Source organism: Endothiovibrio diazotrophicus (genome assembly GCF_054657215.1).
Genome location: NZ_BAAHXB010000084.1, coordinates 1 through 24,241 on the forward strand (window position 1 = coordinate 1; position 24,241 = coordinate 24,241).

Below are 24,241 nucleotides of genomic sequence, written 5' to 3' on the forward strand. Positions count from 1 at the left end.
CCTAGGGGCCGCTCCTACAAGGCCTTTTGGGAAGAGATCCCCCTCGACCAGCTATCCCGCGAACAGTGGGAGCAGTTGTGCGACGGCTGCGGACGCTGCTGCCTCAACAAGCTCGAAGACATCGACACGGGGGAGATCCACTACACCCTGGTCGCCTGCCGGCTGCTCGACCGCAAGAGCTGCCGCTGCTCCGACTACGCCAACCGCCTGAAGACGGTCCCGGAGTGCCTGCAGCTCGGCCCGGAGCGCCTCGACCTGGTGCCGTGGATGCCGGAGAGCTGCGCCTACCGGCGGCTCTTCGAAGGACGGGGACTGGCCCCCTGGCACCCGCTGGTCTCCGGCGACCCGCTCACCGTCCGCCTCGCGGGCATCAGCGTCTGCCCCGCCGCCCTCTCGGAGGAGGAAATCGGCCCCGACGAACTGGAGGCATACCTCATCGATTTCGACTGACCGCCGAGGAACCGAATCGTGGTCGACCGGCATGCAGATCACCGCGAAAGCACTTCCGCGAGGGCTACACCCGTTTGGTGTTAAGATCCGGCTTCAGTTTCCTACTTTCAGCAAGCGATCCGCCTGGATGCTGGGCGTCCTCAATTCTCAGGCGTGGATCAGGAGAACATCGGCCCTATGGACCGCAATGAAAAGTTGCTGAGCGCCTTCCCGGCGGGAAGCAGAGGCCTTGAAATCGGTGCCCTGTGCCATCCACTGGTATCCGAAGGGGAATACGACGTACGTTATGTGGACTGGACGTCCACGGATGCGCTACGCGCCAAATACGCAAACGACCCCAACGTCGATGTGGATAAAATCGTCACCGTCCACTACACGCTGCAAGAAGGGCACTCCCTCCGCCAGATCATCGGGGACGATCTGGGCGACGGATTCGATTTCGTGATTGCGTCCCATGTGATCGAACACGTCCCCAATCCGATCGGCTGGTTTCGGGAAATCGCCGGGGTACTTCGACCGGGAGGGTTTCTCTCCCTGGCGATTCCCGATCAGCGCTACATCTTCGACTGCAAGCGGGAACTCACGGGCGCCGGACGTTGGATCGACGCCTTCCACAGCAAACAGACGCGGCCTTCACTGGGCGACATCTACGATCATTTCTCAAATTACGTGGAGGTGCCGCTGGCCAATTTCGAAAACCTCCAATTCGATCCCGACACGTATCCGGAGACCCACTTCGATCGGGAGTGGATCAAGGAAGCGCTCCTCCGGGACGAGTCTCCGGAGAGCTATATCGACTGCCACTGCACAACCTATACGCCATTCTCCTTCACACACCTGTTGAAAGAGGTGATGCACCTCGGTCTCTGCGACTTCCGGGTCCACTCCTTCTACGAAACCGAGCGTGGCGGAACGGAATTCGTCGTCGTCCTGGAGCGGATGCGCGAAGGAGAGCCGAACGGCAGCGGGATCTCCGAGCAACTCGCATCGCTCCCCGACGTCACCCGACACGCCGGTGAGTGGGGATGGACCGATCTGCACGGATACATCGACGCCCAACGACTGCGCGAGAAAGAGTTGGAAGAGCGCATCGGAACGCAGGAAGGAGAGCTGGCCGAACTGGGTTCCGCATTGGCGGCGCGCGACCGGGATCTGGAAGCCACCCGGTCCGAACTGGAAAAGTTTCGCCGGTTGGCCGAAAGGCAGCATGAGAGCTTGCGCGAAATCCTGTCGTCCCGAAGCTGGCGTATCACCGCACCGCTACGCTGGTGTGTAGAGCGCTTTCGGCACCCGGGAACCCAATCCTGAGCCGACAGGCTCCCGGGAGCCTGCCGGGACATGGATGAATCACCGCCCCGCGGTGCGGCGGCGACGACTGTTGTCGGCGTTGCGCTCGCCGCGGCCGGCGAGATAGCGGGGGACCACCGCGTCCAGCGGGGTCGGTTCGATGCCCAGCGCCGCCAAACCATTTTCCTTACACACGCTCGGCGTCTGCAGCGAGCCGTAGTTGTCCAGCGAGAAGGGCTTGCCGGGCACGAACTCCATCACCATCGCCTGCAACCGGGCCGCCACGTCGGGCAGCGGCAGCACCGGACGGCACAGCTCCAGTTGGTCCGAGGTGTAGTCGATCAGCTCCCACAGGGTGTACTCCTGCGGACCGCAGAGCTCGTAGCGCTTGCCGAAGGTGGCCGAATCGTCAAGGGCGCGGGCGAACGCCTCGGCCACGTCGCCGACATAGACCGGTGCAAAGCGCGCGTTGGGGCACGCCAGCGGGAAGGGACCGGGCAACAGCCGCATCAGCGCGGCGAAGCGGTTGAAGAAACTGTCCTCCGGCCCGAAGATCACCGACGGCCGGAAGCTGGTCACCGCCACCTCATTGGGCGCCACCCCGTGGGCGACGCTCTCCCCTTCCCCCTTGGTGCGCAGGTAGTGGCTGGTGCCGTTGGTCTCGTCTGCGGCCAGCGCACTCATGTGCAGCAGTCGGCGCACCCCGGCGTCGATGCAGCCGCGCACCACCCGCCGCGGCAGCTCCACGTGGGCCTTGCGAAAACCGCTGCCGTCGCGCCCCCGCTCGTTGAGGATACCCACCAGGTTGATCGCCGCGTCCATCCCGCGCAGTGCCTCGGTCAACCCCTTGGCGTCGATGACGTCGACCGCCGCCAGGGTGACATCGGGCAGCACCGCCAGATCGCGGTGGCGCTGTGGGTGGCGGGTGAGAATCTTCACCCGCTTGCCGCCGAGGGCGAGACGGCGGGCCAATACGCGGCCGACAAAGCCGCTGCCGCCGAGGATGGCGACCTGTTCGATCTTGCGCTGCGTCATAGCTGGGGTCCGTCCAGGCAAACGGGTAGAATCGGCAAGGATAGGTTTTCACTGCGCGAAAAGCGAGCACCACGAGGAGGGGCGACGATGGGCTTCCGATCGATCAATCCGGCCACCGGCGAGACACTGGCTGAACTCCCCACGTGGGACGATACGCAGCTGGAACACGCGCTGGCCGCCGCCGCCGCCGCGCGCGCGCCGTGGGCGGCCACCCCGCTCGCCGAACGTTGCGCCCTGGTGCGCCGCGCGGGCGAGGTGCTGCGCGCGCGCCAGGAGGAGCTGGCGCGGCTGATCAGCCTGGAGATGGGCAAGCTGATCGGCGAGGCGCGGGCCGAGGTGGAGAAATCCGCGCTCGGCTGCAACTACTACGCCGACCACGCCGAGACGTTCCTCGCCGCGGAGCCGCTCGACTCGGATGCGGGGAAGAGCTACGTCGCCTACCAGCCGCTCGGCGCCGTGCTCGCGGTGATGCCGTGGAACTTCCCCTTCTGGCAGGTATTCCGCTTCGCCGCCCCGGCGCTCTGCGCCGGCAACGTCGGGCTGCTCAAGCACGCCTCCAACGTCCCGCAGTGCGCCCAGGCGATCGAGGAGGTGTGGCGCAAGGCGGGCGCCCCGGAGGGGGTGTTCACCACCCTGATGATCGAGGCACAGCGGGTCGCCGGGGTGATCCGCGACCCACGGGTCGCCGCGGTCACCCTCACCGGCTCCGAGGCCGCCGGCCGCCAGGTGGCGGCGACCGCCGGCGAGGTGCTGAAGAAGAGCGTACTGGAGCTGGGCGGCTCCGACCCCTTCGTGGTGCTGGAGGATGCCGACCTGGAGGCGGCGGCGCAGACCGCGGTGCTCTCGCGCTTCCTCAACGGCGGCCAGAGCTGCATCGCCGCCAAGCGTTTCATCGTGGTGGAAAGCGTGGCCGACGAATTCGTCGAGCGCTTCAAGGCGGCGACCGAGGCGCTGCGCCCCGGCGATCCGCTGGACGAATCGACCACCCTCGCGCCGATGGCGCGTCCCGACCTGCGCGAGGAGATGCAGGCGCAGATCGACGACGCCCTCGCCCACGGCGCGGTGGCGGTCACCGGCTGCGAGCCGATCGGCGGAGACGGCTGTTTCTACGCCGCGTCGATCCTCGACCGGGTGGCCCCGGGGATGCGCGTCCACCAGGAGGAGGTGTTCGGCCCCTGCGCGCTGGTGATCCGTGTCGCCGACGAAGCCGAGGCGTTGCGGGTGGCCAACGACATCCCATTCGGCCTCGGCGGCAGCGTGTGGAGTGAAGACCGCGCACGGGGCGAGGCCTTCGCCGCGCGACTGGAGTGCGGCTGCGCCTTCGTCAACGGCCTGGTGAAGAGCGACCCGCGCCTCCCCTTCGGCGGGATCAAGGCCTCCGGCTACGGGCGCGAACTCTCCCGCCACGGCATCCGCGAATTCGTCAACGCGAAGACGGTGTGGATTCGTTGAAGGCTCGTGAATAACGCAGAGGGCGCAGAGACGCAGAGAACGCAGTGAAGAGTTTTCATTGATCTCTCTTCTCCGCGTTCTCTGCGTCTCTGCGTTCTCCGCGTCGAACATCCCAAGGTGAGATAGAACGACGATGAACAACGACTACTGGTTGGCGCGCTGGCGCGACGAGCAGACCGGCTGGCATCAGGCGGAGGTGAACGCCCACCTGCAGGAGTTCTGGGGGCGCATCCACTGCGCCGCCGAGGCGCGGGTCTTCGTGCCGCTCTGTGGCAAGAGCCGGGACATGCTGTGGCTGCGCGGACAGGGCCATCCGGTGCTCGGGGTGGAGGTGAGCGAGCTGGCGGTGGAAGCGTTCTTCACCGACCATGGGCTCGATGCGGTCTGCCATCAGGATGGCGACTTCCAGCGCTGCAGCTGCGACCACGTGGAGCTGCTGCAGGGGGACTTCTTCCACCTCACCGCCGAGCGCCTGCACGGGGTCGGCGCGGTCTACGACCGCGCCTCCCTGGTGGCGCTGCCCCCGCAGCTGCGCGAACGCTATGCCGAGCACCTGCAACGGATCGTCCCCGCCCGCTCCCACATCCTGCTGGTGAGCATGGAGTACGACCAGAGCCGCAAGGAGGGCCCCCCCTTCAGCGTCGGCGAGGAGGAGGTGCGCGGCCACTACGAGGCACGCTACCGTGTCGAGAAACTCTTCGAAAAGGAGATCATCGACGAAAACCCCCGCTACCGCGGCTTCGGCATCGACTCCATGCTCGAGGTGGTCTACCACCTGACGCCTCGCTAACCCCGAGCCCAACTGACCCGTAGGGTGGGAAGAGCGCAGCGAAACCCACCGGGACACCGTATCCGCGCCAGCCGCACGTCGGTCGACGCTACGGCACCCTGCCCCAATCCTCGTTTCGGCTTGCGGTAGTTGCGGAGAGGGCGCCATGGTGGGTTTCGCTGCGCTCTTCCCACCCAACGTACTCCCAAACACTTTCTTTGCGCCTTCCAGGGCGCTTCGTTGAAAAGCGGAAGTTTCCGGCGGCAGCATGATCAAAAAGACCCGAGCGCAAAGAAAGGCGGAGCACGCACTGGGGCGTGAGGTGTGGATGAAGCGCTACGAGCGCGAGCGTCAGCGCAACGTGGCCGCCACCCCCGGCCCGCTGCCGATGGTGATCGTCCTCGACAGCCTGAAGGCGGGCTTCAACGTGCCGAAGATCTTCCGCAGCGGCGAGGCCTTCGGCGTCCATGAGATCCACCTGGTGAACATCGGCCCGTTCGACCCGGCGCCGGCCAAGGGAGCGTTCCGCAAGGTGCCCACCCGCCTCCACGACGAATTCGGCGCCGCCTACGACACCCTCACCGCCCGCGGCTACACCCTCTTCGCCCTCGACCCGCAGGCGCCGGAGTCGCTACCCGACGCGGAACTGCCGGAAAGAAGCGCCTTCGTCTTCGGCCACGAAGAGCACGGCCTCTCCTTCGACCCGGCCGACTACCCCGGGCTGCGCACCCTGTCGATCCCCCACGCCGGCCCGATCCAGAGCCTCAACGTCTCGGTCGCCGCCTCCATCGTCATGTACGAATACGTCCGCCGTTCGGTATCATTGCCCCCTTCGTCGCGGCGCGCCGCGGCCGTTCACCCCAAGCCGAACGCGCGCCCCGTGCCGCCATGAACTGACGACGCTATGCAGATCCCCGTAAGCGAACTGGTGGTGCGCTACCTGGAGCGCCTCGGCATCGACACCCTCTTCGGGGTTCCGGGCGCCCACATCCTGCCGGTCTACGACGCCCTCCACGACTCCACGGTGCAGGCGGTGCTGGCCAAACACGAGCAGGGCGCCGCCTTCATGGCCGGCGGCTACGCCCGCGCCTCCGGGCGCATCGGCGCCTGCATCACCACCGCCGGCCCCGGCGCCACCAACCTGGTCACCGGCATCGCCAACGCCTACGCCGACCGCCTGCCGATCCTCATCATCACCGGCGAGACCCCCACCCACATCTTCGGCAAGGGGGGCCTCCAGGAGAGCTCCGGCGAGGGCGGCAGCATCGACCAGCTCTCGCTGTTCAAGGGCATCACCCGCTACAACCGCATCGTCGAGCGCACCGACTACCTGCCCCAGGTGCTCAACCGGGCGGCCAAGATCCTGCGCTCGCCCAACCCCGGCCCGGTGCTGCTCAGCTTCCCCTTCAACGTGCAGCGGGAGCTGGCCGACGCCTCCGCCCTCGACGCCATCCAGTTCGAGCCCCACCGCCCCTCCGTTCACGAGGCCGCCGCGGTACGCCCGCTGGCCGAGCGGCTGGCCGAGGCGCGCAGCCCGGTGATCGTCGCCGGCTACGGCTGCATCCGCGCCGGCGCCCAGGCGGAGGTGGCGGCGCTCAGCGAACGGCTGAAGATCCCGGTGACCACCAGCCTGAAGGCGAAGGGGGTGATCGACGAACGCTCGCCCCTGTCGCTCGGCAGCCTCGGCGTCACCTCCAGCGGCCACGCCTACCGCTATCTGCTGGAGAAGGCCGACCTGCTGCTGATCCTCGGCGCCTCGTTCAACGAGCGCACCAGCTACGTCTGGGACCGCCAGCTGCTGGCGGGCAAACGGGTCGTCCAGGTGGACCACGACTTCGAGCAGCTGGAGAAGGTGTTCGAGGCGGAGGTGGCGATCGAGGGGGACATCAAGGCGGTGCTCGGCGGCCTGCTCGCATTGCTCGATGCGCGCAACGGCGACCGCCTGCAACAGCTGAGCGAGGAGATCGACCGCTCGAAGTCGGCGGTGGGCAGCGACTACACCCTGTTCCAGTCGGGCTTCTCGCTGGTCGAGCGCTTCTTCCGCGAACTGGAGCGCCACTTTCCCGAAGGGGCGACGCTGTTCGACGACAACATCATTTTCGCCCAGAACTTCCTCAACGTCTCCAGCGGCAACCGCTACCACCCCAACTCCGGCATCTCCTCGCTCGGCCACGCCATCCCCGCCGCCATCGGCGCGCGCTTCGTCGAGGCGCGCCCGACCTTCGCCATCCTCGGCGACGGCGGCTTCCAGATGTGCGCGATGGAGCTGATGACCGCGGTCAACTACCGCATCCCGCTCAACGTGGTGCTGTTCAACAACGGCTCCATGGGGCTGATCCGCAAGAACCAGCACCAGCACTACCAGCGGCGTTTCATCAACTGCGACTTCGTCAACCCCGACTTCGCGCTGCTCGCGCAGTCTTTCGGCATCGCCCACCGCCGGGTGGAGCGCGCCGAACAGGTCGACGAACTGTTCACCGGGCTCGACCTGCATGAGGGGATCAACCTGATCGAGATCGTCATCGACAAGGACATCTTCCCCAACTACTCGTCGAGACGGTAGCGCGCCATTCGAGGGAATATTGACGATGCACGCCGATGCCCTGGAGCGAATGGTCGCCACCCTCGGCCACCACCCCGACATCGCGGCCCTCCTCCCCGCCACCACCGGCGACACCCCGGCGCAGTGGATCGAGCGCTACCGGAGGGCCGTCGCCCTGATGGAGCGGGAGCTGTGGCGCGACCACTTCGACGACGGGCGGCTCGCCCTCTACCAGCAGCTGTTCCGCGAGCAGGAGGCGTGGATCGCCGCCACCGGCGACGACCGCCGCCACCGCTTCGTCGTGGTCATCCCGGTGGCCGACCGGCCGGAGCACCTCGAAAGCTGCCTGGAGAGCCTGCTCACCCTCTGCCGCCTCTACCGCTACGGCGGCCTGCACGCGGGGCGCTACCGCAAGGTGGCCGCGGTGGTGGTGGATGACAGCCTCCAGGAGGCGAGCCTCGCCGCCCACCGCGCCCTCGCCGAGCACTACCGCCGTGAGGGGCTGGACACCCTCTACCTGAGCCAGGCGGAACAGCGCTCCCTGGTGGTACGCCACACCGATGCCGGCCTCACCGGCATCATCGGCGACGGGGAAAGACTCCAGCACAAGGGCGCCTCGATCACCCGCAACCTCACCTACCTCAAGCTCGCGGAACTCGCCGCGGAGGGCCCCGACACCCTCTTCCACTTCATCGACAGCGACCAGCAGTTCCGCGTCAACGTCGAGACCCCGGACGGCGAGCGGCGCCCCTACGCCATCAACTATTTCCACCACCTCGACCGCATCTTCCGCGAACGCGGCGCGCAGCTGCTCACCGGCAAGGTGGTGGGCGACCCGCCGGTGGCCCCGGCGGTGATGGCCGGCAACTTCCTCGACGACGTGACCGGCTTCCTCGCGGAACTCGCCCCCCGCGATCCCGCCGCCCCCTGCTCGCTCCACGACGGCGGCGGCCCGGCGGTCAGCGACGCGGCCTACCACGACATGGCCGACCTCTTCGGCTACCGTCCAACGGTCACCGCCTACCGCTACCGCTGCCCCCTCGACGGCGATCACGACCACGCCGCCACCTTCGCCGACTTCGCCGCCCGCCTCGACCGCTTCTTCGACGGCGAACACCCCACCCGCCGCAGCCACTACCAGCCGGCGCCGCTGGAGGAGACGGTGCAGCCGGCGCGCACCGTCTACACCGGCAACTACCTCTTCACCCCCGAGGCGCTGGAGTGGTTCATCCCCTTCGCCCCGCTCAAGCTGCGCATGGCCGGCCCGGTGCTCGGGCGGATCGTCCAGGCGGAGCTGGGCGAGCGCTTCCTCTCGGCCAACCTGCCGATGCTCCACACCCGCACCGTGGAGCGCATCGGCCACTCGGAGTACCGCCCGGGGGTTGACCGATCCGGTGCGCGAGTCGACCTCTCCGGGGAGTTCGAACGGCAGTACTTCGGCGACGTGATGCTGTTCACCATGGAACGACTCACCGCCGCCGGTTTCCCCGGCGAGCCGCCCGCGGAGGCGGTCATCTTCGAGACGGTGGAGGAGGTGGAGGCGGAGCTGCACGAAAAGTATCTGAACAAGCACAGTGCCACCGCCGGCAAGCTGGAGCGGCTACGCATCCTCTTCGACGACCCCGACCGCTGGTGGCACGGCACCGCGGTGGACGACGAGGCGCGCGCCGCCTTCGCCCGCTTCATCGCCAACATCGACCACAACTTCGGCACCGACTCCCGCGCCTACCGGCTGATCCGCTCGACGGAACGGCGCACCGAACGCAAGGCGGAGATCACCGCCGCCATCGTCCGCTATCCCGCCGAGCGCGCCGCCTGGCGCGCCGCCCTCCGGAGCGCCCCACGATGAATATTTTCGTCCTCAACACCGGCCGCTGCGGCTCCACCACCTTCATCGAGGCGTGCCGCCACATCGACAACTACAGCGCCGCCCACGAATCCCGCGCCCGCCTCACCGGCACCGCCCGGCTCGCCTACCCGGCCGACCACATCGAGGCCGACAACCGCCTCTCCTGGCTCCTCGGCCGGCTCGACGATGCCTACGGTACGGACGCCCTTTACGTCCACCTCAGCCGCGAGCGCGACGCGGTGGCCGCCAGCTTCGCCCGCCGCGCGGGTTTCGGCATCATGCGGGCCTATCGCGAAGGGATCCTGATGGAAGGGGAGGAGGGACAAGACGCGCTGGAGCTGGCCTACGACTACATCGACACCGTCGAGTCCAACATCGCCCACTTCCTGCGCGACAAGCCACGGACGATGGAGTTTCAGCTGGAGAACGCCAAGGACGCGTTCCGCGACTTCTGGGAGCGTATCGGCGCGCGGGGTGACCTGGAACGCGCCTTGGCCGAGTGGGACGTCCGCCACAACGCCTCGGTCTGAGGCCGGGGAAGGGGTCGTTCGCCACGGAGGACTTTCAGGCTGGGGCCGGTACGGCGCGGCTTGTCCGGGAGGAAGGTTGTTTCGTTCGAAACGGTGGCGAGATGAACGAGTGCCTTCCGCGATTCAACCAAGGTGCCCTCGCCCGACACGGCGCCCGCGGGGCGCCCTATAGGGCGCCCCGCGGGCGCCGTGTCGAACGAAACTGCCAGCGAAAAGCCCACTCCGGACAAACAAGGAGAAAACCCACCCTCCCCCTCTTCGTGCCCTTCGTGGTTAAAGCAATCGCCGATAGAACCCGCAAGAACGTCAGCCGCCACCGCAGCGATGGAGGCGCAGCACCGCGCACCCGCGTTCGTTGTCGATGAAGCGGTGTTCGATCTCCCCCGGCCAGCGCGCCAGCCAGCGCGCCACCAGGGCCTGCTCGTCGGGGCGGGCGGCGTCGTCGAGGAAGACGGTGCAGCGGTCGGCCAGCCGCTCGAAGAGCAGCGGCAGCGCCGGGTAGCGGGACTGGCGCTGGAGGAACCCCGGTGGCCCGTCGATCACCAGCATTTCGATCGGCCGCTCCGGCAGGTGGTCCACCGCATACCAGCGGTAGTCGTCACCATCCAGCGACCACGGCCGCAGCGGCGCATCGAGCACCGTCGCCACCCCCTCCAGCCCGTAGCGGGCCAGCTCCCCCCGCGTCCGCGCGGCAAACTCCGGCCCGTTCTCCAGACTCCACACTGCCCCCGTCCCGTTCAGCTCACAGCAGCGGGCGAGCATCAGGGTGGTCACCCCGCTGGAACACTCGACGATGGTGGCGGGCCGCTCCGCCAGCGCGTGATCGACGATCAGCTTGAGGAAGTCGGGGGCCGCCGACCAGGCGTGGTCGTAAGCCAACCCGCGGCGCAGGTCGAGGCGGTCGCGCAGCGACAGGTAGGTCTCCAACTGGCGGAACGGCTCCACCCGGCGGCCGCCTCCGTCGGGAAGGCGGCGCCCCTGGAAGAGGAGCACCACCAGGAGGAGCACGATCAGCAGCAACAGTCCGACGACGACGATCTGGAACAGCATCGGTTGGACGTCGCTCACTCGCTGCCCGAACGGGCGAAGGGGATGATGTTGTTGGGGAACTCGCGCGAGTTCACCTCCCGCGAGTAGGTCTCGGCCACCTCCAGGATCGAGCGGCTGAGGTGGGCGTACTGCTTGGAGAAGGGGGGCCAGTAGTCGCCCAGGCCGAGGGCGTCGTTGATCACCAGCACCTGCCCGTCGCAGTCGGGGCCGGCGCCGATGCCGATGGTGGGCACCGGGAGCTCGGCGGTGATGATCGCCGCCAGTTCGTAGGGGATGTGTTCCAGCACCACCAGGAAGGCGCCGGCCGCAGCGATCGCCTGCGCCTCCTCGCGCACCCGCGCAGCCTCCGCTTCGGTGCGCCCCACCTTGGCGAAGTTCTTGGCGGTCTGCGGGGTGAGCCCGGTATGGCCGACCACCGGCACCTCGTTGGCCACCAGATGGGCGATCACCTCCAGCTTCGGCCCCTCCAGCTTGACGCTGTCGGCGCCGGCCGCGAGCAGCCGCCGGGAGTGGGTCAGCGCCTCTTCCGGGGTGCGGTCGGTCCGGTAGGGGAGGTCACCGATGATGTGGGTGTTGGGTGCCCCGCGGCGCACCGCGCCGATGTGGTACGCCATGTGCTCGATGGTCACCTCGCGGGTGGAGGAGAAGCCCATCTCCACCATGCCCACGGTGTCGCCCACCAGGATCACCAGGATCCCCGCCTGCTCCAGGCCGCGGGCCACCGGGCAGGTGTAGGCGGTGAGCATGGGGATCGGCTTGACCCCCTTCATCTCCATCAGCTGCTGCGGCTGCATCTTCATGGGGTGCGTCCTCCTATTGGGTTTCGTTCGAATCCCACTCGTCGCCGGGCTCCGGGGTACGATCCGGTACCGCGGCGAGGAAGTGGTCGAAGGCGTGGCGGTTGCCCTGCTCCGCTTCGCGGCGGAGGTAGTCGGCGGTGGCGACGGCCGCCATCTTCTCGCCGGCCGCGCTGGCGATGAACTGGTTGACGGAGATCCCCTCGCGGCGCGCCAACTCCTTGATGCTCTGGTGGAGCGACTCCGGCAGGCGAATGGTCAATGCGGTCATATCGAACTCCTCAGGCGTCGCAGAAAATCGCGTGGAGTGATCGGCTCCACACCGAAACGGCCGGCTTCGCGGAAGTCACGGACGTTATGGGTGATGATGAAACGACTTCCCGACGCGACGGCCAGTTCGAGAAGCATGTCGTCATCCGGATCACGAAGGGTTGGACGCCATAAAAAATGAACCGGCTGTTGGTGTGCCAGCGCGGCGAGGTAGCGCAGAAAGTCCCGGGCCTCCCCGGCGCTTCGCCCGGGAGGAAGGTTCTCCTTGCGTGACAGCACGGCCTGCCACTCCAGGTAGAGCGAAACCGACAGGGCGACGCGAAAACGGCCCTGGGGTATCGCGGAGACGAGGGCGAAGCTGGCGCCTCTTCGGGAACGTACCGCCGAGACGATCACCGAGGTGTCGATGACGACCATCATGGTGTCATATATATAACCAATCCGGCAGGATGTGCAACTTCACGGCACCGGCGGGAGGGTACCCGACGGCGTCATGGTGGGTTTCGCTGCGCGCTACCCACCCTACACCGCTACGAACCGGTCGATTCCCGTGGGAGTGGGTTTCCTTCCAGCGCCTTCAAGAAGGCGGCGATCGCCTCCACCTCGGCCTCGCCGATGACCGCATCCGGCCGCGCCTCGATGACCCGCTCGGCGGCCGACCAGCGCACCTGCCAGCGCGCCTCGGGACGGTCGTCGAAGGGGCGGTCGAGCTGCACCCGCGCCATCACCCGGATCGCCTCGCGCAGCTCCTGCACCGCGCCGTTGTGGAAGTAGGGGGCGGTGCGGCTGACGTTGCGTAGCGAGGGGATGCGCCAGACGCCCCCGGCATTGGGGTCCTCGGTGAGGCGGTAGCGCCCCTCGTAGTCGCTGCCGCGCACGGCGGGGAAGGCGCGGAACGGGGCGTCGCCCCCCAGTTGCGAGGCGCCGCTGAAGTTGGCACCGGTGTGGCAGCCGACGCAGCCGAGGCGGGCGAACAGCGCCATGCCGCGCTGCTGCTGCGCGGTGAGCGCGCTGCGGTCACCGCGCACGAAGCGGTCGTAGGGGGTATCGGGGGTGATCAGGGTGCGCTCGTAGGCGGCGATCGCGCGGGCGATGCGCGCGCCATTGATCGCCGGGTCGCCGAAGGCTGCTGCGAAGGCGTCGCGGTAGGCGGGGATCGCCGCCAGCTTGGCCGCCGCCGCGGCGGCATCCGGCATCCCCATCTCCAGCGGGTTGGTCAGCGGCCCCAGCGCCTGCTCCTCCAGGGAGGCCGCGCGGCCGTCCCAGAAGAGGCGGCTCTGGAAGGCGGCATTGAGCACCGTCGGCGCGTTGCGCCCGCCCTCCTGCCCGCCGATGCCCACCGACACCGGCCGCCCGTCGGCGCCCCCCTTGCCCTGCAGGTCGTGGCAGGAGACACAAGCCACCCGATCGTCGGCGGAGAGGCGTCGTTCGTTGAAGAGTCGCCGGCCCAGCGCGACCTTGGCGGCGGTGGTGGGATTGTCGGCGGGGGCGGGCGCGCGGCGCGGCAGCGCCTCCCAGACGTAGCCCCGCAACCGCGGGTCGTGGCGTACCACCATCGGCTCCACCGGCGGTGCCGGGCGTTTCAGCTTGTCCGGCAGCATCCGCTCCAGATAGGCCTGGCCGAAGGCGTCGAAGCTGGCAATCAGCACCAGTTTGGCACCGAAGGCGATCACCCCCAGCCCCAGGCCCAGCGCGACCAGCGGCCGGGTCGCGCCGCTTTTGCGGCCCAATTCGGCCATCACCGCACCCAGGGCGAGGGCGCCGAGGGCGGCGATGGCGAGGCCGAAGAGAAGGAAGTCGTACTCCCGCATCGCCCCGCCCTCCCCTACTTGAAGCCGAGCTTCTGGTAGAGCATCAGGCCGGGGCAGATGCCGGTGGTCCCGGCGAAGACCAGCATCCCGGTGACCACGTAGAGCAGCCAGTGGACAGTTTGGTAACCGCTGAGAAAGATGCCCCCGGCGAGTAGGGCGGCGACGGTGAAAAAGAGCATGCGTTGGGCGCTCATGGCGATCTCCTCTGTGGTGGCGTGGACCCCCTCGGGGTCCGCTTCGGCCGAGCCTTTCGGCCGCTGGAGAGGAGCATAAGAACTCGATGAAATATAAAGAAATTGCATTTTCCCATGGGACCTATAGGCTTTGACTATGAATTAAAGCAAGGAGGCCCGCCATGAATCTCAATCCCCTGCGCTTCGTCGCCGCAGTGGCCGAACTGGGCTCCTTCAGCAAGGCGGCCGAACAGTGCTTCGTCACCCAGCCGACCCTCTCCAACGCCGTCGCCCAGTTGGAGGAGCGGCTCGGCGGACGGCTCTTCCACCGCACCACCCGCAAGGTGGAGCTGACCCCCTTCGGCCGCCAGTTGCTGCCGCGGGTCGAGGCGGTACTGGACGCCTATCGGGAGCTGACCGAGGCGGCCGAGGCGTTCCACAACCCCGCCCACAAGCTGCTCCGCATCGGCCTCTCCCCGCTGATCGAGACCCCCTTCCTGGAGCAACTCTTGGGGCCCTTCCGCGACGCCCATCCGGAAGTGGAGATCTTCTTCAAGCAGTGCTTTCTCGGGGATATGGACCAGCGCATGGAGCAGGGCTCGGTGGACGTGGCGCTGGTGCCGCGACGGCTGGCGCGGATCGGCCGGGAGAGCTGCCCCCTCTACCACGAGGCGCTCTACTACCTGCCGCGGGAGCAGGGACTCGCACCGCCGCCGCCGACCGGCCCGCAGCTGCTCGCCCGCCACCGCGGCGACCCGCTGATCCTCACCGACGGCTGCGGCCTCGCCGACGCCATCGGCGACCTCTACAAGACGGAGGGGGAGACGTTGCGCCGCTACCCCGGCCAAGCGCTCAGCTACCGGGTGGTGGAGGAGTGGGCGAGCCTCGGCATCGGCGCCGGCATCCTGCCCCGTTCCAAACTCTCGCCGAAGAACCGCGCCGCCCATCCCATCCGCCTGCTCGCCGGCGGCGAGGCGACCGTCCACTACGAGGCCCAATGGCTGCCGGAGAACGTGGAAAGCCCCCACCTGCAGGCCTTCATTCGTCACCTGCGCGAGGCGGTGCCGGCCCTTGCGGAGGAACTGGCTGCGTGATGGAGATCCAGACGCGCGAGGAGGCCCAGCGGCGGGTCGACCAGATCCACGCCTTCCGGCGGGAACTGGCACGCCTGGAACGGGACGGGGTGGTGGCGCTCGACCCGCCCCAACGGGAGGCGCTGGAGGCGCACCACCGGCAGCTCCTCGCCGACTACGCCGCCGCCTTCGACGTCGACCGCGACGAGGGGGCGCGGCGACTCTCCCTGGGGATGCGCATCGCCTCGCTGTGCGGCGCCCTGGCGCTCGCCGCCAGTCTGTTCTTCCTCTTCCAACGTTTCTGGGGCCACTTCCCCGAGCCGCTCCAGGTGGCGATCCTGATCGGCGCCGCCCTCGGCACCCTCGGCGCCACCGCCTGGATCGATCGCCGCGACCCCTCCGGCTACTTCACCAAGCTGGCGGCACTGCTCGCCTTCACCGCCTTCGTCCTCGACCTCTACCTGCTCGGCCGGATCTTCAACATCACCCCCAGCGACAATGCCCTGCTGGTGTGGGGGACGCTGGCCCTGCTGCTCGCCTACGCCGCCGACCTGCGGCTGCTGCTGGTGGCGGCGATCCTCTGCCTCACCGCCTTCATCGCCGCCCGCGTCGGCAGCTGGGGCGGCGCCTACTGGATCTACTTCGGCGAGCGGCCGGAGAACTTCCTGCCGGCGGCGCTGGCGCTGTTCGCCGTCCCCTCGCTGCTCGACCACCGCCGCTTCGCCGGCTTCGCCGCCAGCTACCGGGTGTTCGCCCTGCTGATCTTCTTCCTGCCGGTGCTGCTGCTCGGCAACTGGGGGGCGGGGAGCTATCTGGAGGCCGAGCCGGCGCTGATCGAAGGGGGGTATCAGCTGCTCGGCTTCCTCGGCAGCGCCGCCATGGTCTGGCTCGGCCTGCGTCGCGGCTGGCCGGAGGTGGGGAATACGGCGAGCGCCCTGTTCATCCTGTTCCTCTACACCAAGCTGTTCGACTGGTGGTGGGAGATCATGCCCAAATACCTCTTCTTCCTGGTGCTCGGGCTGGTGGCGCTGCTCCTGCTGCTGGTGATGCGGCGGCTGCGGCGGCGCGGCGCCCGCGTCGCGGAGGGGGCCCCATGATCGCGCTACGCCGCCGCCACGCCTATCTCGCCGGGGCACTGCTCGTGGTGCTCGCCAACGCCGTCGCCCTGCTGGGTGTCGCCGACAATCGCAGCGGCGAGCCGGAGAGCCGACTCACCCTCAGCGAGCGGGAGCTGATCCCCCGCTTCGGCGACCATCTGGAGGGGGAGGGCAACGGCGTGACCCTCGACCCGATCTGGCGGGTGCTGCTGCGCGAAGAGGCCATCGACACCTATGGCGGTTCCTTCTACGGCGGTGGCGGCAGTCCGGCGTGGTTCGACCGGGCGAAGCTGGAGCAGCTCGGCTTCGACCTCTCCCGCCCGCTGGAGGAGGAGGCCGACCGCCGTCACTACCGCCGCACGCGCCCGCGGCAGGCGTTGCTGGTACTGGAACTGAATGGCGCGACCTACCGCCAGGCGATGGAGCGTGCCACCCGCCGGCTCGCCGACGAGCGCTCCCTGCTTCGAGGCAACGACACAGCCGAGTTCCGCGAGCGGGTGAAGAAGGCCGAGCAGGCGCTCCAACGGGAGCGCGACGAGGCGAGCCGCCTGTTCGTCATCGACGCCGGCCTCGACCGAGCCGCGCTGCGTGCCGCCCATCCCGACCGCCGACGCTACGCCATCGTCCGCGGCGAAGTGCGCATCAGCGTGATCGGCAAGGAGGGCAACGAACAGGTGGCAGGATCGATCAGCGACCTGGCGATGGAGACGATCAACGTCCCCCACGCCCTGCAGGGTCCCTTCAGCGACCTGCGGCGTATCGATCCCTACCGGCGGAAGCTGAAGGCCCGCGTACCCTTCACCGTCACGGTCGCCTTCGGCCGACGCCTGGAGCCGTGGGTCACCGCGGTCACCGTGAGCACTCCTCCGCCCGCGACGGCGCCCTCCTCTGCCGTCGACGCCGATTGATTATCCATCTCGCCAACCGGCCAGCGCCCGCTCGATGCGTTCGCCGAACCGCTCGACCCGCCCCCCGTCCAACCGCTCCGCGCGGTAGAGGGAGAGATACTGCAGCCGCGCATTGCGCGCACAGGTAGCGAGCAGCGCCCACTTCAACACCCGTCGCACCGGGCGCCGCAGGATCACCCAGTCGACCCACCAAGGCGAACCGAGGGTGGTGACCGCCAACACCCGGCGCAGCCGGTGGAGTCGCGGCTGGATCGGGCCGAGGTCGTCGGCGTGGTCGTAGGCGATACCGGGGCCCCACACCCGGTCGAACCACCCCTTGAGCGTCGCCGGGAAACCGAACCACCAGGTGGGGAAGAGCAGCACCAGCGCCTCGGCCTCGCACAACCGGGCCGCCTCGTCCGTCACCGCCTCGGCGCGATAGGGGCCGTCGTAGTAGGAGCGCCGCTCCGTTGCGTCGAGGGCGGGTTGGAAGCCCTGCGCGTAGAGCTCCTCCACCGCCACCTCGTGCCCCTGTGCCTCCAAGGTGGCGACGACCCGCCGACTCAGCGCGTGGCACAGGCTGGCGGGTAGCGGGTGGGTGATCACGACCAGACACTTCATGGGCTCCTCCGTCATGTCGGCTATGGCGATTCGACTGCACTTTACTGATCGTCCGTCAGTTTGAACGGCTCCTCGGGGCAGTTCCCCTCCATCATCACGATCCGCTCATCCCGCACCGCCGATCAACAGACCGAGCCCCTTCACCCACAGGGCCACCCCCAATAGCGCCATCGCGCCACCCAGCAGCCGCATGGTCCAGCGATAGGCGACACCGTCGAAGGTCGGACGCAGCCGGGCGGCGCTCCAGGCGATGGCCATCTTGGTGAGCACCAGGGTGCCGATGGCGACGGTGACGAAAAGCACCGACTGGGCGGTGGTGCCGAGCACCACGTAGCTGCCGCCGACGGTGAACCAGAAGAGGTAGGGGGCGGGGTTGAGCAGATTGGTCTTGATCGCGGTGGAGAGCGAGCGTGGCGCCTCGCCGGCGGTGGCCGCGCGCACCGCGCGTGGGGTGACCAGCTTCCAGGCGATCCACAGCAGGTAGGCGCCGCCGATCCCGCTGAGCGCCGCGGCGAAGGGGGTGATGTCGCGCACCGCACCGAACAGCAGGAACACCGCCGCGATGATCGGCCCGTCGGTGAAGATCGGCGCCAGACTCGCCCGCATCCCCGCCCGCGCCCCGTGCTCCAGGCTCTGCTGGATGACCACCAGCGCCAGCGGCCCCGGTTTCAACCCGGCGCTGAGGCCGAAGATCAACGCCGCCAGCGCATATTCACCCATCGATCCCCCTCCACCGCATTGACCGCGTCCCACCGGCGATTCGCACCAGCATACCGCCGCGCATAGAGCGGCCATTGCCAACTCCGTCCCGTGATTGAAATCCGTCGGCCCGGATGTTGCCTCATCCCGGATAAGGGACCGACGCGCCCGTGTGAAAATCCTAACGAAGGCGGAGCTTTTCGATGAACACCATACTATCCATGCTCGGTGGTGGACTCGCCGAAACGGCGACGGCGGCAGCGGCGAGAAACCATACGACGCCGGCCGCGGGGAAGGTCGAAACGACGACCGGGACCAACGAGACAACGGACGCCACCGCAGCCTCCAGTCAGGTCGAGCTGTCGACCCGGGCGCAGAAGATCCGCCTGCTCAACGAGGAGTTCTTTCCCGGCGGCCCCTCCACCGTACAGATCAGTCCTGCATTCGTGGAGCGGCTCCAGGAGTACGGGCTGATCAGCGGCGCGGACGCCAAACGGCTGGGCGCGGACCTGGAAGATACACAACCGGAAGGAACCCTGGGCGATATCTCGACGTTCATCGACGGATTCGTCGATAAATTGACGGAGGAGAACCCCGACGACGGGTTCATCGACACCCTGAAGAGCGCGCAATCGCTCATCGACCACTTCGACGACCCGCGCTCCGCCGATTCCGGCACGGCGATCCCCACCCTTTCGGCACAGATCAACCAGTACCTGGCGAGCGACCGGGGTCAGTCACTGGACGAGCAGGAGACACACGCGCTGAAGCAGTTGAATCTGGCGCTGACCATTGCGGACAAGATGACACCCGCCACGCGGTCATCTCAGAAAATCAACCAATATCTGGCCTTCGCATCGTAGCAAGGGGCTCGACGGGGAAGTGGTTCAGCGCCCCGCTACGCCGACGCCCCACATGATCGGTAACCGTGGCGCGCCATACTTCGAGGCGGCCGCTCACGAGGTGGAGCATCGTCGCCGGAGGGATCGGGGGATTCGACGTGAGCCAGGCAATTTCCAAGCATTCATGTAAGGTATAGAATTCTCCCGCCCACCCACCAATCCGCGGATCGTCCCATGTCCGACCTCAAGCAAGCCGCCCTCGACTATCACGCCCTGCCCCACCCCGGAAAGATCTCGGTGGAGCCCTCCAAACCGTGCGCCACCCAGTACGACCTGTCGCTCGCCTACACCCCCGGAGTGGCGGAGCCGGTGCGGGCGATCCAGGCGGACCCGGAGGCGGCCTACCGCTACACCGCCAAGGGCAACTTGGTGGCGGTGATCACCGACGGCACCGCGGTGCTCGGCCTCGGCAACACCGGGGCGCTGGCCGGCAAGCCGGTGATGGAAGGGAAGGGGGTGCTGTTCAAGCGCTTCGCCGGGATCGACGTCTTCGACATCGAGGTGGAGGCAGAAACGGCGCAACGCTTCATCGAGACGGTGAAGGCGATCGCCCCCACCTTCGGCGGCATCAATCTGGAGGATATCGCCGCCCCCCACTGCTTCGAGATCGAGCGGGAGCTTTCCGCGGCGCTGGACATCCCGGTGTTCCACGACGATCAGCACGGAACCGCGGTGATCATTGCTGCCGGGCTGCTCAACGCCCTGGAGATCCAGGGCAAGCGGCTGGACGAGGCGCGCATCGTCTGCCTCGGCGCCGGATCGGCAGGGATCGCGGCGATGCGCCTGCTGAAGCTGATCGGCGCGGACCCCGCCCGGCTGCTGATGGTCGATCGCCAAGGGGTGATCCACGCCGGTCGCGACGGACTCAACCGCTACAAGCAGGAGTTCGCGGTGGAGACCGACCGACGCACCCTGGGCGAGGCGCTGGACGGGGCGGACGTCTTCATCGGGGTCTCCGGGCCCGATCTGATGAGCGCCGCGATGCTCCGCTCCATGGCCCCCGGCCCGGTGGTCTTCGCCCTCTCCAACCCCGACCCGGAGATCGCCCCCGAGCTGGCGTCGGCCACCCGCGACGACCTGATCCTCGCCACCGGCCGCTCCGACTACCCCAACCAGGCCAACAACGTGCTCGGCTTCCCCTTCATCTTCCGCGGCGCCCTCGACGTGCGCGCCACCGCGATCAACGACGAGATGAAGATCGCCGCGGTCCACGCCATCCGCCAGCTGGCCCACGAACCGGTCCCTGCGGAGGTGACCGCCGCCTACGGTGACCGCGAACTCGCCTTCGGCCCGGGCTACATCCTCCCCACCCCCCTCGACCCGCGCCTCGGCCGGCGGGTGCCGGCGGCGGTGGCGCGGGCGGCGATCGCCTCGGGGGTGGCGCGGGCACCGTGGCCGATCCACTATCCGACGGATTGAGGGGAGCGAGCGGGTCGGCCGTTGCAGCTAGGCACATTCCCTACTACCATCGGGGAAACCCCGCAATTCCAAAACGCCCGTTTCGGCGTATAGGTAAAAGTACGATAACTACTTTCGCGGTGACTCCGGTGAACGGTGCAACGGGCTCTCCAGGAGCGAAGGACTACGATCCCATGCTTCCCACCATCAACGGCCTGGTCGAGGATGTCGCCGAACTGGTCTCGCTGCCGGAGGTCTGCTCGCGGGTCAATCAGCTGGTGGACGACCCGGAGATCGGCATTCCCCACCTGGCCGACGCCATCGGCCAGGACCCGGCGCTCACCGTGCGCCTGCTGCGGGTCGCCAACGGCCCGCTCTACGGCTTCTCCGGCTCGGTCCACACCGTCCCCCACGCCTGCGACCTGCTCGGCCGCGAGCGGGTACGCGAACTGCTGCTGGCCACCACCGCCAGTCATCTCTTCGACGGCCTGCCCAACGAGCTGGTGTCGACGGAGGACTTCTGGCGTCACAGCCTCTACTGCGCCCTGGCCGCCCGCCACCTCGCCAGCCACACCGCCCTCGCGGTGGAGCCGGAGGTGCTGTTCACCGCCGGGATGCTCCACGACGTCGGCGACCTGGTGCTGTTCAACCGCATGCCGGAGGCGGCCCGGTCGGCGCTGCTGCTGGCCATGGAGGGACCGGGCGACCCGGAGATCCAGGAGGCGGAGCGCCAGGTGTTCGGCTTCGAACACAGCCAGGTGGGGGCGGCGCTGGCCCGTCGCTGGCAGTTGCCGCCGCTGATCGTCGAGTGCATCGAGTACCACCACGCCCCGGAGCGCGCCCCGCAGCACCCGGAGGCGGCGGCGGTGGTGCATATCGCCAACACCGTCGCCTACTGGGCGGAGCTCAACAGCCATGACCGCGGCGAGGCGCCGCAGATCCACCCCGAGGCGTGGGAGCTTACCGGCCTCACCGCCGCCGACGCCGACGCCGCCCTGGAGGCAGCGCGCACCATGATCGGCGGTGCCCAGGCGTTGTTTCTCGGCTAGGAGGCTGTCGGACTTAGGGGGATCGAGCTGCGGGAGTGGGAGAGTGGTCCCAATTTTTCGGAAATTTGAGGAAAATAGCGAGCTATTTGACGAGGATTTCCGGAAAAGTGGGGCCGCTATCCCGCTTCCGCGGCCGATTCATCCTAAGTCCGACAGCCTCCTGGGAGGCTGTCCACCTGATCATTCGGGATGAAATCCTCCCGTAGCCGTAGGATGGGCAAAGCGTAGCGTGCCCATCAAAACGGCACTGCCACAGCAAAATACGCTGCCCTCGTTCGATGGGCACGTCGCTATCGCTCCTTTGCCCACCCTACGATCCTCTACCGGCAGACGATGAGGATATAATCCCCGTCCATGTCCATGAACTGGTCCCAACTGCTGTCGCGCAAACGGCTCGGCACCTCGGCCGCACCGAGCCCCGGCGGTAGCCGCACCGATTTCCAGCGCGACTTCGACCGTATCGTCTTCAGCTCCGCCTTCCGCCGGATGCAGGACAAGACCCAGGTCTTCCCCCTCTCCCAGAGCGACTACGTGCGCACCCGCCTCACCCACAGCCTGGAGGCCTCCTGCGTCGGCCGCACCCTGGGCACCCTGGCCGGCGAGACGGTGATCCGGCGCCACCGTCTGGAGGAGGTGGATGCCTCCGACTTCGGCGCGATCTGCGCCGCCGCCTGCCTCGCCCACGACATCGGCAACCCCCCCTTCGGCCACTCCGGCGAGGACGGCATCCGTCACTGGGCGGAGACCGCCGCCTACGGCCGCTCGCGGGTCCATGCCCTGCGCTACAGCGAGCGCGAGGACTTCCTCCACTTCGAGGGCAACGCCCAGGGCTTCCGCATCCTCACCCGGCTGCAGAGCCCCGACAATCCCGGCGGCCTCCAGCTCACCTGCGCGACGCTCGCCGCCTTCACCAAGTACCCCCGCGAATCGTGGCTCGGCGGCAGCCGCCCCGGCGGCATCGGTGCCAAGAAGCAGGGCTTCTTCGCCGAGGACCACGGTCTGTTCGAGGAGGTGGCCGACGAGGTGGGACTGATCCGCCGCAACCCGATGAACGCCTACTGGTGCCGCCACCCGCTGGCCTTCCTGGTGGAGGCGGCCGACGACATCTGCTATCGGGTGATCGACATCGAGGACGGCTTCCGCCTCGGCCACCTGGGCTACGACGAGGTGACCGAGCTGTTCTGCCCGCTCCTCAAGGACACCCCCGACATCAAGCGCCGGCTGGCGGGGATCGAGGGGCGCAAGGCGAAGGTGGAGTTCCTCCGCGCCAAGGTGATCAACGAGGCGGTCAACCAGGTGCGCGAGCTGTTCCTCGACGAGGAGGAGGCGTTGCTGGCGGGTCGCTACGACGACGAGCTGCTCGCCGGCATCCCGCTCGCCCGCGAGATGCAGGCGCTGATCGAGGTGGCGATGGAGAAGGTCTACTGCGCCCCCGAGGTGGTGGAGATCGAGACCGCCGGCTTCCAGGTGATCACCGAGCTGATGGAGCGCTTCGTCCAGGTGGTCGACGAGATCGCCGACAAGGGGGCGGCGGCCTCGGCCAAGAGCCGGATGACGGTGCGTCTGATCCCCGCCCAGTTCCTCGGCCCCGGCGGCCGGCCCGCCGCCGACCCCTATACCCGGCTGCTGAGGATCACCGACTTCATCTCCGGGATGACCGACTCCTATGCGGTGTCGCTGTACAAGAAGGTGACCGGCATCTCCCTCCCCGGCGGATGACGATCTTTCGGGGGGCTGAAAGAGGCTCAGCTTCGATCGGCGCCTTCCGTGGGTTGGCGACGGAGTGGTCGGAGGATCGTCATCCGTGTTTGTTGGAAAATAGCTCAAAGCCGGAACGAAACTGGAAAGGCGGCACCGATCCGTGCGCGGCGGCGGGTGCGGCTCGCCCTGTGTTGACTTCCCTCCGTCGGCACATGGAATGCTGGTATACACGATCGGTATATACAGAAAGCCCCAATGACCCAAGCCTCCATCTTCACCAACCACAAGAGTCAGGCGGTGCGACTCCCCAAGGCCGTCGCCTTTCCCGAAGGCATCTCCAAGGTCGATGTGGTAAAGCTCGGCCAAGCCCGCCTGATCACCCCCGCCGGCACGCGCTGGGACAGTTTCTTTGACGGCCCCGGCGTCTCGGACGACTTCATGATCGAACGCGACCAGCCGGAGATGCAGGAGCGTGAGAGCTGCTGATGATCGCCGGTCACGCCCGTAGCGAAGGGTTGATCCTGGTTAGGGCCCGCGAAAGAATAACTTCCTGTTTTGGGGCGTCGAGATGCCCGTCCGGCAAGGCGCGCAAAGGGGCGCATACTTGCCGTATGCAACCCTTTGCGCAACGCCGCCGGGCGGAGCGGATCGGCGTTCCAAAACGGGAAGTTATTCTTTCGCGGGCCCTTAGCCCATATTTAACACCATAAATAAAAATTCTTTTATTTACAGCATATTACATTTATAAAATTCTTCGAGTGGCACTACATTTGCGAAATTCTTGGGATCGGCGTTAATT

At 67.8% G+C, this 24,241-nt stretch carries 25 protein-coding genes; 16 read left to right on the forward strand and 9 right to left on the reverse strand.

Annotated features, from left to right (window positions below):
* The coding region (locus ACYQ2W_RS18190; RefSeq protein WP_459870281.1) for a YcgN family cysteine cluster protein at positions 1 to 450 on the forward strand (450 nt) is incomplete at its 5' end.
* 177 nt (positions 451 to 627) lie between these two features.
* Positions 628 to 1,758, forward strand: coding sequence for a class I SAM-dependent methyltransferase (locus ACYQ2W_RS18195; RefSeq protein WP_459870284.1), 1,131 nt, complete (start codon positions 628 to 630; stop codon positions 1,756 to 1,758).
* Positions 1,759 to 1,797: 39 nt separating this feature from the next.
* On the opposite strand, the gene ACYQ2W_RS18200 is transcribed toward ACYQ2W_RS18195, so the two are convergent.
* Positions 1,798 to 2,772, reverse strand: coding sequence for a complex I NDUFA9 subunit family protein (locus ACYQ2W_RS18200; protein ID WP_459870287.1), 975 nt, complete (start codon positions 2,770 to 2,772; stop codon positions 1,798 to 1,800).
* Positions 2,773 to 2,859: 87 nt separating this feature from the next.
* Here ACYQ2W_RS18200 and ACYQ2W_RS18205 point away from each other — a divergent pair, with 87 nt between their 5' ends.
* The 6 genes from ACYQ2W_RS18205 to ACYQ2W_RS18230 all read left to right on the forward strand — a co-directional run bounded on the left by ACYQ2W_RS18205 (position 2,860) and on the right by ACYQ2W_RS18230 (position 9,914).
* Positions 2,860 to 4,224 carry an NAD-dependent succinate-semialdehyde dehydrogenase gene (locus ACYQ2W_RS18205; protein WP_459870290.1) on the forward strand — a complete coding sequence of 455 codons (1,365 nt, stop codon included), beginning with the start codon at positions 2,860 to 2,862 and terminating at the stop codon, positions 4,222 to 4,224.
* Between the two features lie 133 nt (positions 4,225 to 4,357).
* A complete protein-coding gene (locus ACYQ2W_RS18210) occupies positions 4,358 to 5,014 on the forward strand; it encodes a thiopurine S-methyltransferase (RefSeq protein WP_459870293.1) in 657 nt (218 codons plus the stop codon).
* Positions 5,015 to 5,261: 247 nt separating this feature from the next.
* Entirely contained in the window at positions 5,262 to 5,885 is a 624-nt protein-coding gene (locus tag ACYQ2W_RS18215; protein ID WP_459870295.1) for a TrmH family RNA methyltransferase, read from the forward strand.
* A gap of 12 nt (positions 5,886 to 5,897) precedes the next feature.
* A complete protein-coding gene (locus tag ACYQ2W_RS18220; protein ID WP_459870298.1) occupies positions 5,898 to 7,556 on the forward strand; it encodes a thiamine pyrophosphate-binding protein in 1,659 nt (552 codons plus the stop codon).
* Between the two features lie 25 nt (positions 7,557 to 7,581).
* Positions 7,582 to 9,384, forward strand: coding sequence for a hypothetical protein (locus ACYQ2W_RS18225; protein ID WP_459870301.1), 1,803 nt, complete (start codon positions 7,582 to 7,584; stop codon positions 9,382 to 9,384).
* On the forward strand, positions 9,381 to 9,914 hold the full coding sequence (locus ACYQ2W_RS18230) for a hypothetical protein (RefSeq protein WP_459870304.1): 534 nt from the start codon (positions 9,381 to 9,383) through the stop codon (positions 9,912 to 9,914). The genes ACYQ2W_RS18225 and ACYQ2W_RS18230 overlap by 4 nt, the downstream gene beginning before the upstream one ends.
* A 306-nt stretch (positions 9,915 to 10,220) precedes the next feature.
* Here the strand turns inward: ACYQ2W_RS18230 and ACYQ2W_RS18235 are convergent, their stop codons facing one another.
* The 6 genes from ACYQ2W_RS18235 to ACYQ2W_RS18260 form a co-directional block, all read right to left on the reverse strand.
* On the reverse strand, positions 10,221 to 10,982 hold the full coding sequence (locus ACYQ2W_RS18235) for a class I SAM-dependent methyltransferase (protein WP_459870306.1): 762 nt from the start codon (positions 10,980 to 10,982) through the stop codon (positions 10,221 to 10,223).
* Positions 10,979 to 11,764, reverse strand: coding sequence for a 3-methyl-2-oxobutanoate hydroxymethyltransferase (panB, locus tag ACYQ2W_RS18240; protein ID WP_459870309.1), 786 nt, complete (start codon positions 11,762 to 11,764; stop codon positions 10,979 to 10,981). Before panB ends, ACYQ2W_RS18235 begins: the two co-directional genes overlap by 4 nt.
* Positions 11,765 to 11,777: 13 nt before the next feature.
* Positions 11,778 to 12,032 carry a toxin-antitoxin system HicB family antitoxin gene (locus ACYQ2W_RS18245; RefSeq protein WP_459870311.1) on the reverse strand — a complete coding sequence of 85 codons (255 nt, stop codon included), beginning with the start codon at positions 12,030 to 12,032 and terminating at the stop codon, positions 11,778 to 11,780.
* A complete protein-coding gene (locus tag ACYQ2W_RS18250) occupies positions 12,029 to 12,451 on the reverse strand; it encodes a putative toxin-antitoxin system toxin component, PIN family (RefSeq protein ID WP_459870314.1) in 423 nt (140 codons plus the stop codon). The genes ACYQ2W_RS18245 and ACYQ2W_RS18250 overlap by 4 nt, the downstream gene beginning before the upstream one ends.
* Positions 12,452 to 12,561: 110 nt before the next feature.
* Positions 12,562 to 13,842 (reverse strand): cytochrome-c peroxidase, encoded by a 1,281-nt coding sequence (locus tag ACYQ2W_RS18255; RefSeq protein WP_459870317.1) that lies wholly within the window; start codon positions 13,840 to 13,842, stop codon positions 12,562 to 12,564.
* A gap of 14 nt (positions 13,843 to 13,856) precedes the next feature.
* Complete coding sequence (locus tag ACYQ2W_RS18260; protein ID WP_459870320.1) at positions 13,857 to 14,036, reverse strand: hypothetical protein; 180 nt, start codon at positions 14,034 to 14,036, stop codon at positions 13,857 to 13,859.
* A gap of 161 nt (positions 14,037 to 14,197) precedes the next feature.
* Between ACYQ2W_RS18260 and ACYQ2W_RS18265 the strand changes: the two genes are divergently transcribed.
* From ACYQ2W_RS18265 to ACYQ2W_RS18275, 3 genes are read left to right on the forward strand one after another with little or no spacing between them, the layout of a single operon-like run.
* Complete coding sequence (locus ACYQ2W_RS18265; RefSeq protein ID WP_459870322.1) at positions 14,198 to 15,109, forward strand: LysR family transcriptional regulator; 912 nt, start codon at positions 14,198 to 14,200, stop codon at positions 15,107 to 15,109.
* Positions 15,109 to 16,185, forward strand: coding sequence for a DUF2157 domain-containing protein (locus ACYQ2W_RS18270; RefSeq protein WP_459870325.1), 1,077 nt, complete (start codon positions 15,109 to 15,111; stop codon positions 16,183 to 16,185). Before ACYQ2W_RS18265 ends, ACYQ2W_RS18270 begins: the two co-directional genes overlap by 1 nt.
* Entirely contained in the window at positions 16,182 to 17,093 is a 912-nt protein-coding gene (locus ACYQ2W_RS18275) for a DUF4824 family protein (protein WP_459870328.1), read from the forward strand. The genes ACYQ2W_RS18270 and ACYQ2W_RS18275 overlap by 4 nt, the downstream gene beginning before the upstream one ends.
* Here ACYQ2W_RS18275 and ACYQ2W_RS18280 read toward each other — a convergent pair whose 3' ends face one another.
* Positions 17,094 to 17,693, reverse strand: a complete 600-nt coding sequence (locus tag ACYQ2W_RS18280) for an NAD(P)H-dependent oxidoreductase (protein ID WP_459870331.1) — start codon at positions 17,691 to 17,693, stop codon at positions 17,094 to 17,096.
* Between the two features lie 105 nt (positions 17,694 to 17,798).
* Positions 17,799 to 18,413 carry a LysE family translocator gene (locus ACYQ2W_RS18285; RefSeq protein WP_459870333.1) on the reverse strand — a complete coding sequence of 205 codons (615 nt, stop codon included), beginning with the start codon at positions 18,411 to 18,413 and terminating at the stop codon, positions 17,799 to 17,801.
* Positions 18,414 to 18,595: 182 nt separating this feature from the next.
* Here ACYQ2W_RS18285 and ACYQ2W_RS18290 point away from each other — a divergent pair, with 182 nt between their 5' ends.
* From ACYQ2W_RS18290 to vapB, 5 genes are all read left to right on the forward strand, one after another.
* Positions 18,596 to 19,255 carry a hypothetical protein gene (locus tag ACYQ2W_RS18290; protein ID WP_459870336.1) on the forward strand — a complete coding sequence of 220 codons (660 nt, stop codon included), beginning with the start codon at positions 18,596 to 18,598 and terminating at the stop codon, positions 19,253 to 19,255.
* A 213-nt stretch (positions 19,256 to 19,468) separates the two neighbouring features.
* Positions 19,469 to 20,713: a malic enzyme-like NAD(P)-binding protein gene (locus ACYQ2W_RS18295; protein ID WP_459870339.1), complete on the forward strand. Its 1,245-nt coding sequence runs from the start codon at positions 19,469 to 19,471 to the stop codon at positions 20,711 to 20,713.
* A 173-nt stretch (positions 20,714 to 20,886) separates the two neighbouring features.
* Positions 20,887 to 21,741 (forward strand): HDOD domain-containing protein, encoded by an 855-nt coding sequence (locus ACYQ2W_RS18300; RefSeq protein ID WP_459870341.1) that lies wholly within the window; start codon positions 20,887 to 20,889, stop codon positions 21,739 to 21,741.
* 354 nt (positions 21,742 to 22,095) lie between these two features.
* Entirely contained in the window at positions 22,096 to 23,460 is a 1,365-nt protein-coding gene (locus ACYQ2W_RS18305) for a deoxyguanosinetriphosphate triphosphohydrolase (RefSeq protein ID WP_459870344.1), read from the forward strand.
* A 237-nt stretch (positions 23,461 to 23,697) separates the two neighbouring features.
* Positions 23,698 to 23,928 (forward strand): type II toxin-antitoxin system VapB family antitoxin, encoded by a 231-nt coding sequence (gene vapB, locus ACYQ2W_RS18310; protein WP_459870347.1) that lies wholly within the window; start codon positions 23,698 to 23,700, stop codon positions 23,926 to 23,928.
* Positions 23,929 to 24,241: the final 313 nt, after the last annotated feature.

Coding starts and splice junctions, on each gene's coding strand:
- ACYQ2W_RS18195 (WP_459870284.1), top strand. CDS start 628: ATGGACCGCAATGAAAAGTTGCTGAGCGCCTTCCCGGCGGGAAGCAGA.
- ACYQ2W_RS18200 (WP_459870287.1), bottom strand. CDS start 2,772: ATGACGCAGCGCAAGATCGAACAGGTCGCCATCCTCGGCGGCAGCGGC.
- ACYQ2W_RS18205 (WP_459870290.1), top strand. CDS start 2,860: ATGGGCTTCCGATCGATCAATCCGGCCACCGGCGAGACACTGGCTGAA.
- ACYQ2W_RS18210 (WP_459870293.1), top strand. CDS start 4,358: ATGAACAACGACTACTGGTTGGCGCGCTGGCGCGACGAGCAGACCGGC.
- ACYQ2W_RS18215 (WP_459870295.1), top strand. CDS start 5,262: ATGATCAAAAAGACCCGAGCGCAAAGAAAGGCGGAGCACGCACTGGGG.
- ACYQ2W_RS18220 (WP_459870298.1), top strand. CDS start 5,898: ATGCAGATCCCCGTAAGCGAACTGGTGGTGCGCTACCTGGAGCGCCTC.
- ACYQ2W_RS18225 (WP_459870301.1), top strand. CDS start 7,582: ATGCACGCCGATGCCCTGGAGCGAATGGTCGCCACCCTCGGCCACCAC.
- ACYQ2W_RS18230 (WP_459870304.1), top strand. CDS start 9,381: ATGAATATTTTCGTCCTCAACACCGGCCGCTGCGGCTCCACCACCTTC.
- panB (WP_459870309.1), bottom strand. CDS start 11,764: ATGAAGATGCAGCCGCAGCAGCTGATGGAGATGAAGGGGGTCAAGCCG.
- ACYQ2W_RS18245 (WP_459870311.1), bottom strand. CDS start 12,032: ATGACCGCATTGACCATTCGCCTGCCGGAGTCGCTCCACCAGAGCATC.
- ACYQ2W_RS18250 (WP_459870314.1), bottom strand. CDS start 12,451: ATGATGGTCGTCATCGACACCTCGGTGATCGTCTCGGCGGTACGTTCC.
- ACYQ2W_RS18255 (WP_459870317.1), bottom strand. CDS start 13,842: ATGCGGGAGTACGACTTCCTTCTCTTCGGCCTCGCCATCGCCGCCCTC.
- ACYQ2W_RS18260 (WP_459870320.1), bottom strand. CDS start 14,036: ATGAGCGCCCAACGCATGCTCTTTTTCACCGTCGCCGCCCTACTCGCC.
- ACYQ2W_RS18265 (WP_459870322.1), top strand. CDS start 14,198: ATGAATCTCAATCCCCTGCGCTTCGTCGCCGCAGTGGCCGAACTGGGC.
- ACYQ2W_RS18270 (WP_459870325.1), top strand. CDS start 15,109: ATGGAGATCCAGACGCGCGAGGAGGCCCAGCGGCGGGTCGACCAGATC.
- ACYQ2W_RS18275 (WP_459870328.1), top strand. CDS start 16,182: ATGATCGCGCTACGCCGCCGCCACGCCTATCTCGCCGGGGCACTGCTC.
- ACYQ2W_RS18280 (WP_459870331.1), bottom strand. CDS start 17,693: ATGAAGTGTCTGGTCGTGATCACCCACCCGCTACCCGCCAGCCTGTGC.
- ACYQ2W_RS18285 (WP_459870333.1), bottom strand. CDS start 18,413: ATGGGTGAATATGCGCTGGCGGCGTTGATCTTCGGCCTCAGCGCCGGG.
- ACYQ2W_RS18290 (WP_459870336.1), top strand. CDS start 18,596: ATGAACACCATACTATCCATGCTCGGTGGTGGACTCGCCGAAACGGCG.
- ACYQ2W_RS18295 (WP_459870339.1), top strand. CDS start 19,469: ATGTCCGACCTCAAGCAAGCCGCCCTCGACTATCACGCCCTGCCCCAC.
- ACYQ2W_RS18300 (WP_459870341.1), top strand. CDS start 20,887: ATGCTTCCCACCATCAACGGCCTGGTCGAGGATGTCGCCGAACTGGTC.
- ACYQ2W_RS18305 (WP_459870344.1), top strand. CDS start 22,096: ATGTCCATGAACTGGTCCCAACTGCTGTCGCGCAAACGGCTCGGCACC.
- vapB (WP_459870347.1), top strand. CDS start 23,698: ATGACCCAAGCCTCCATCTTCACCAACCACAAGAGTCAGGCGGTGCGA.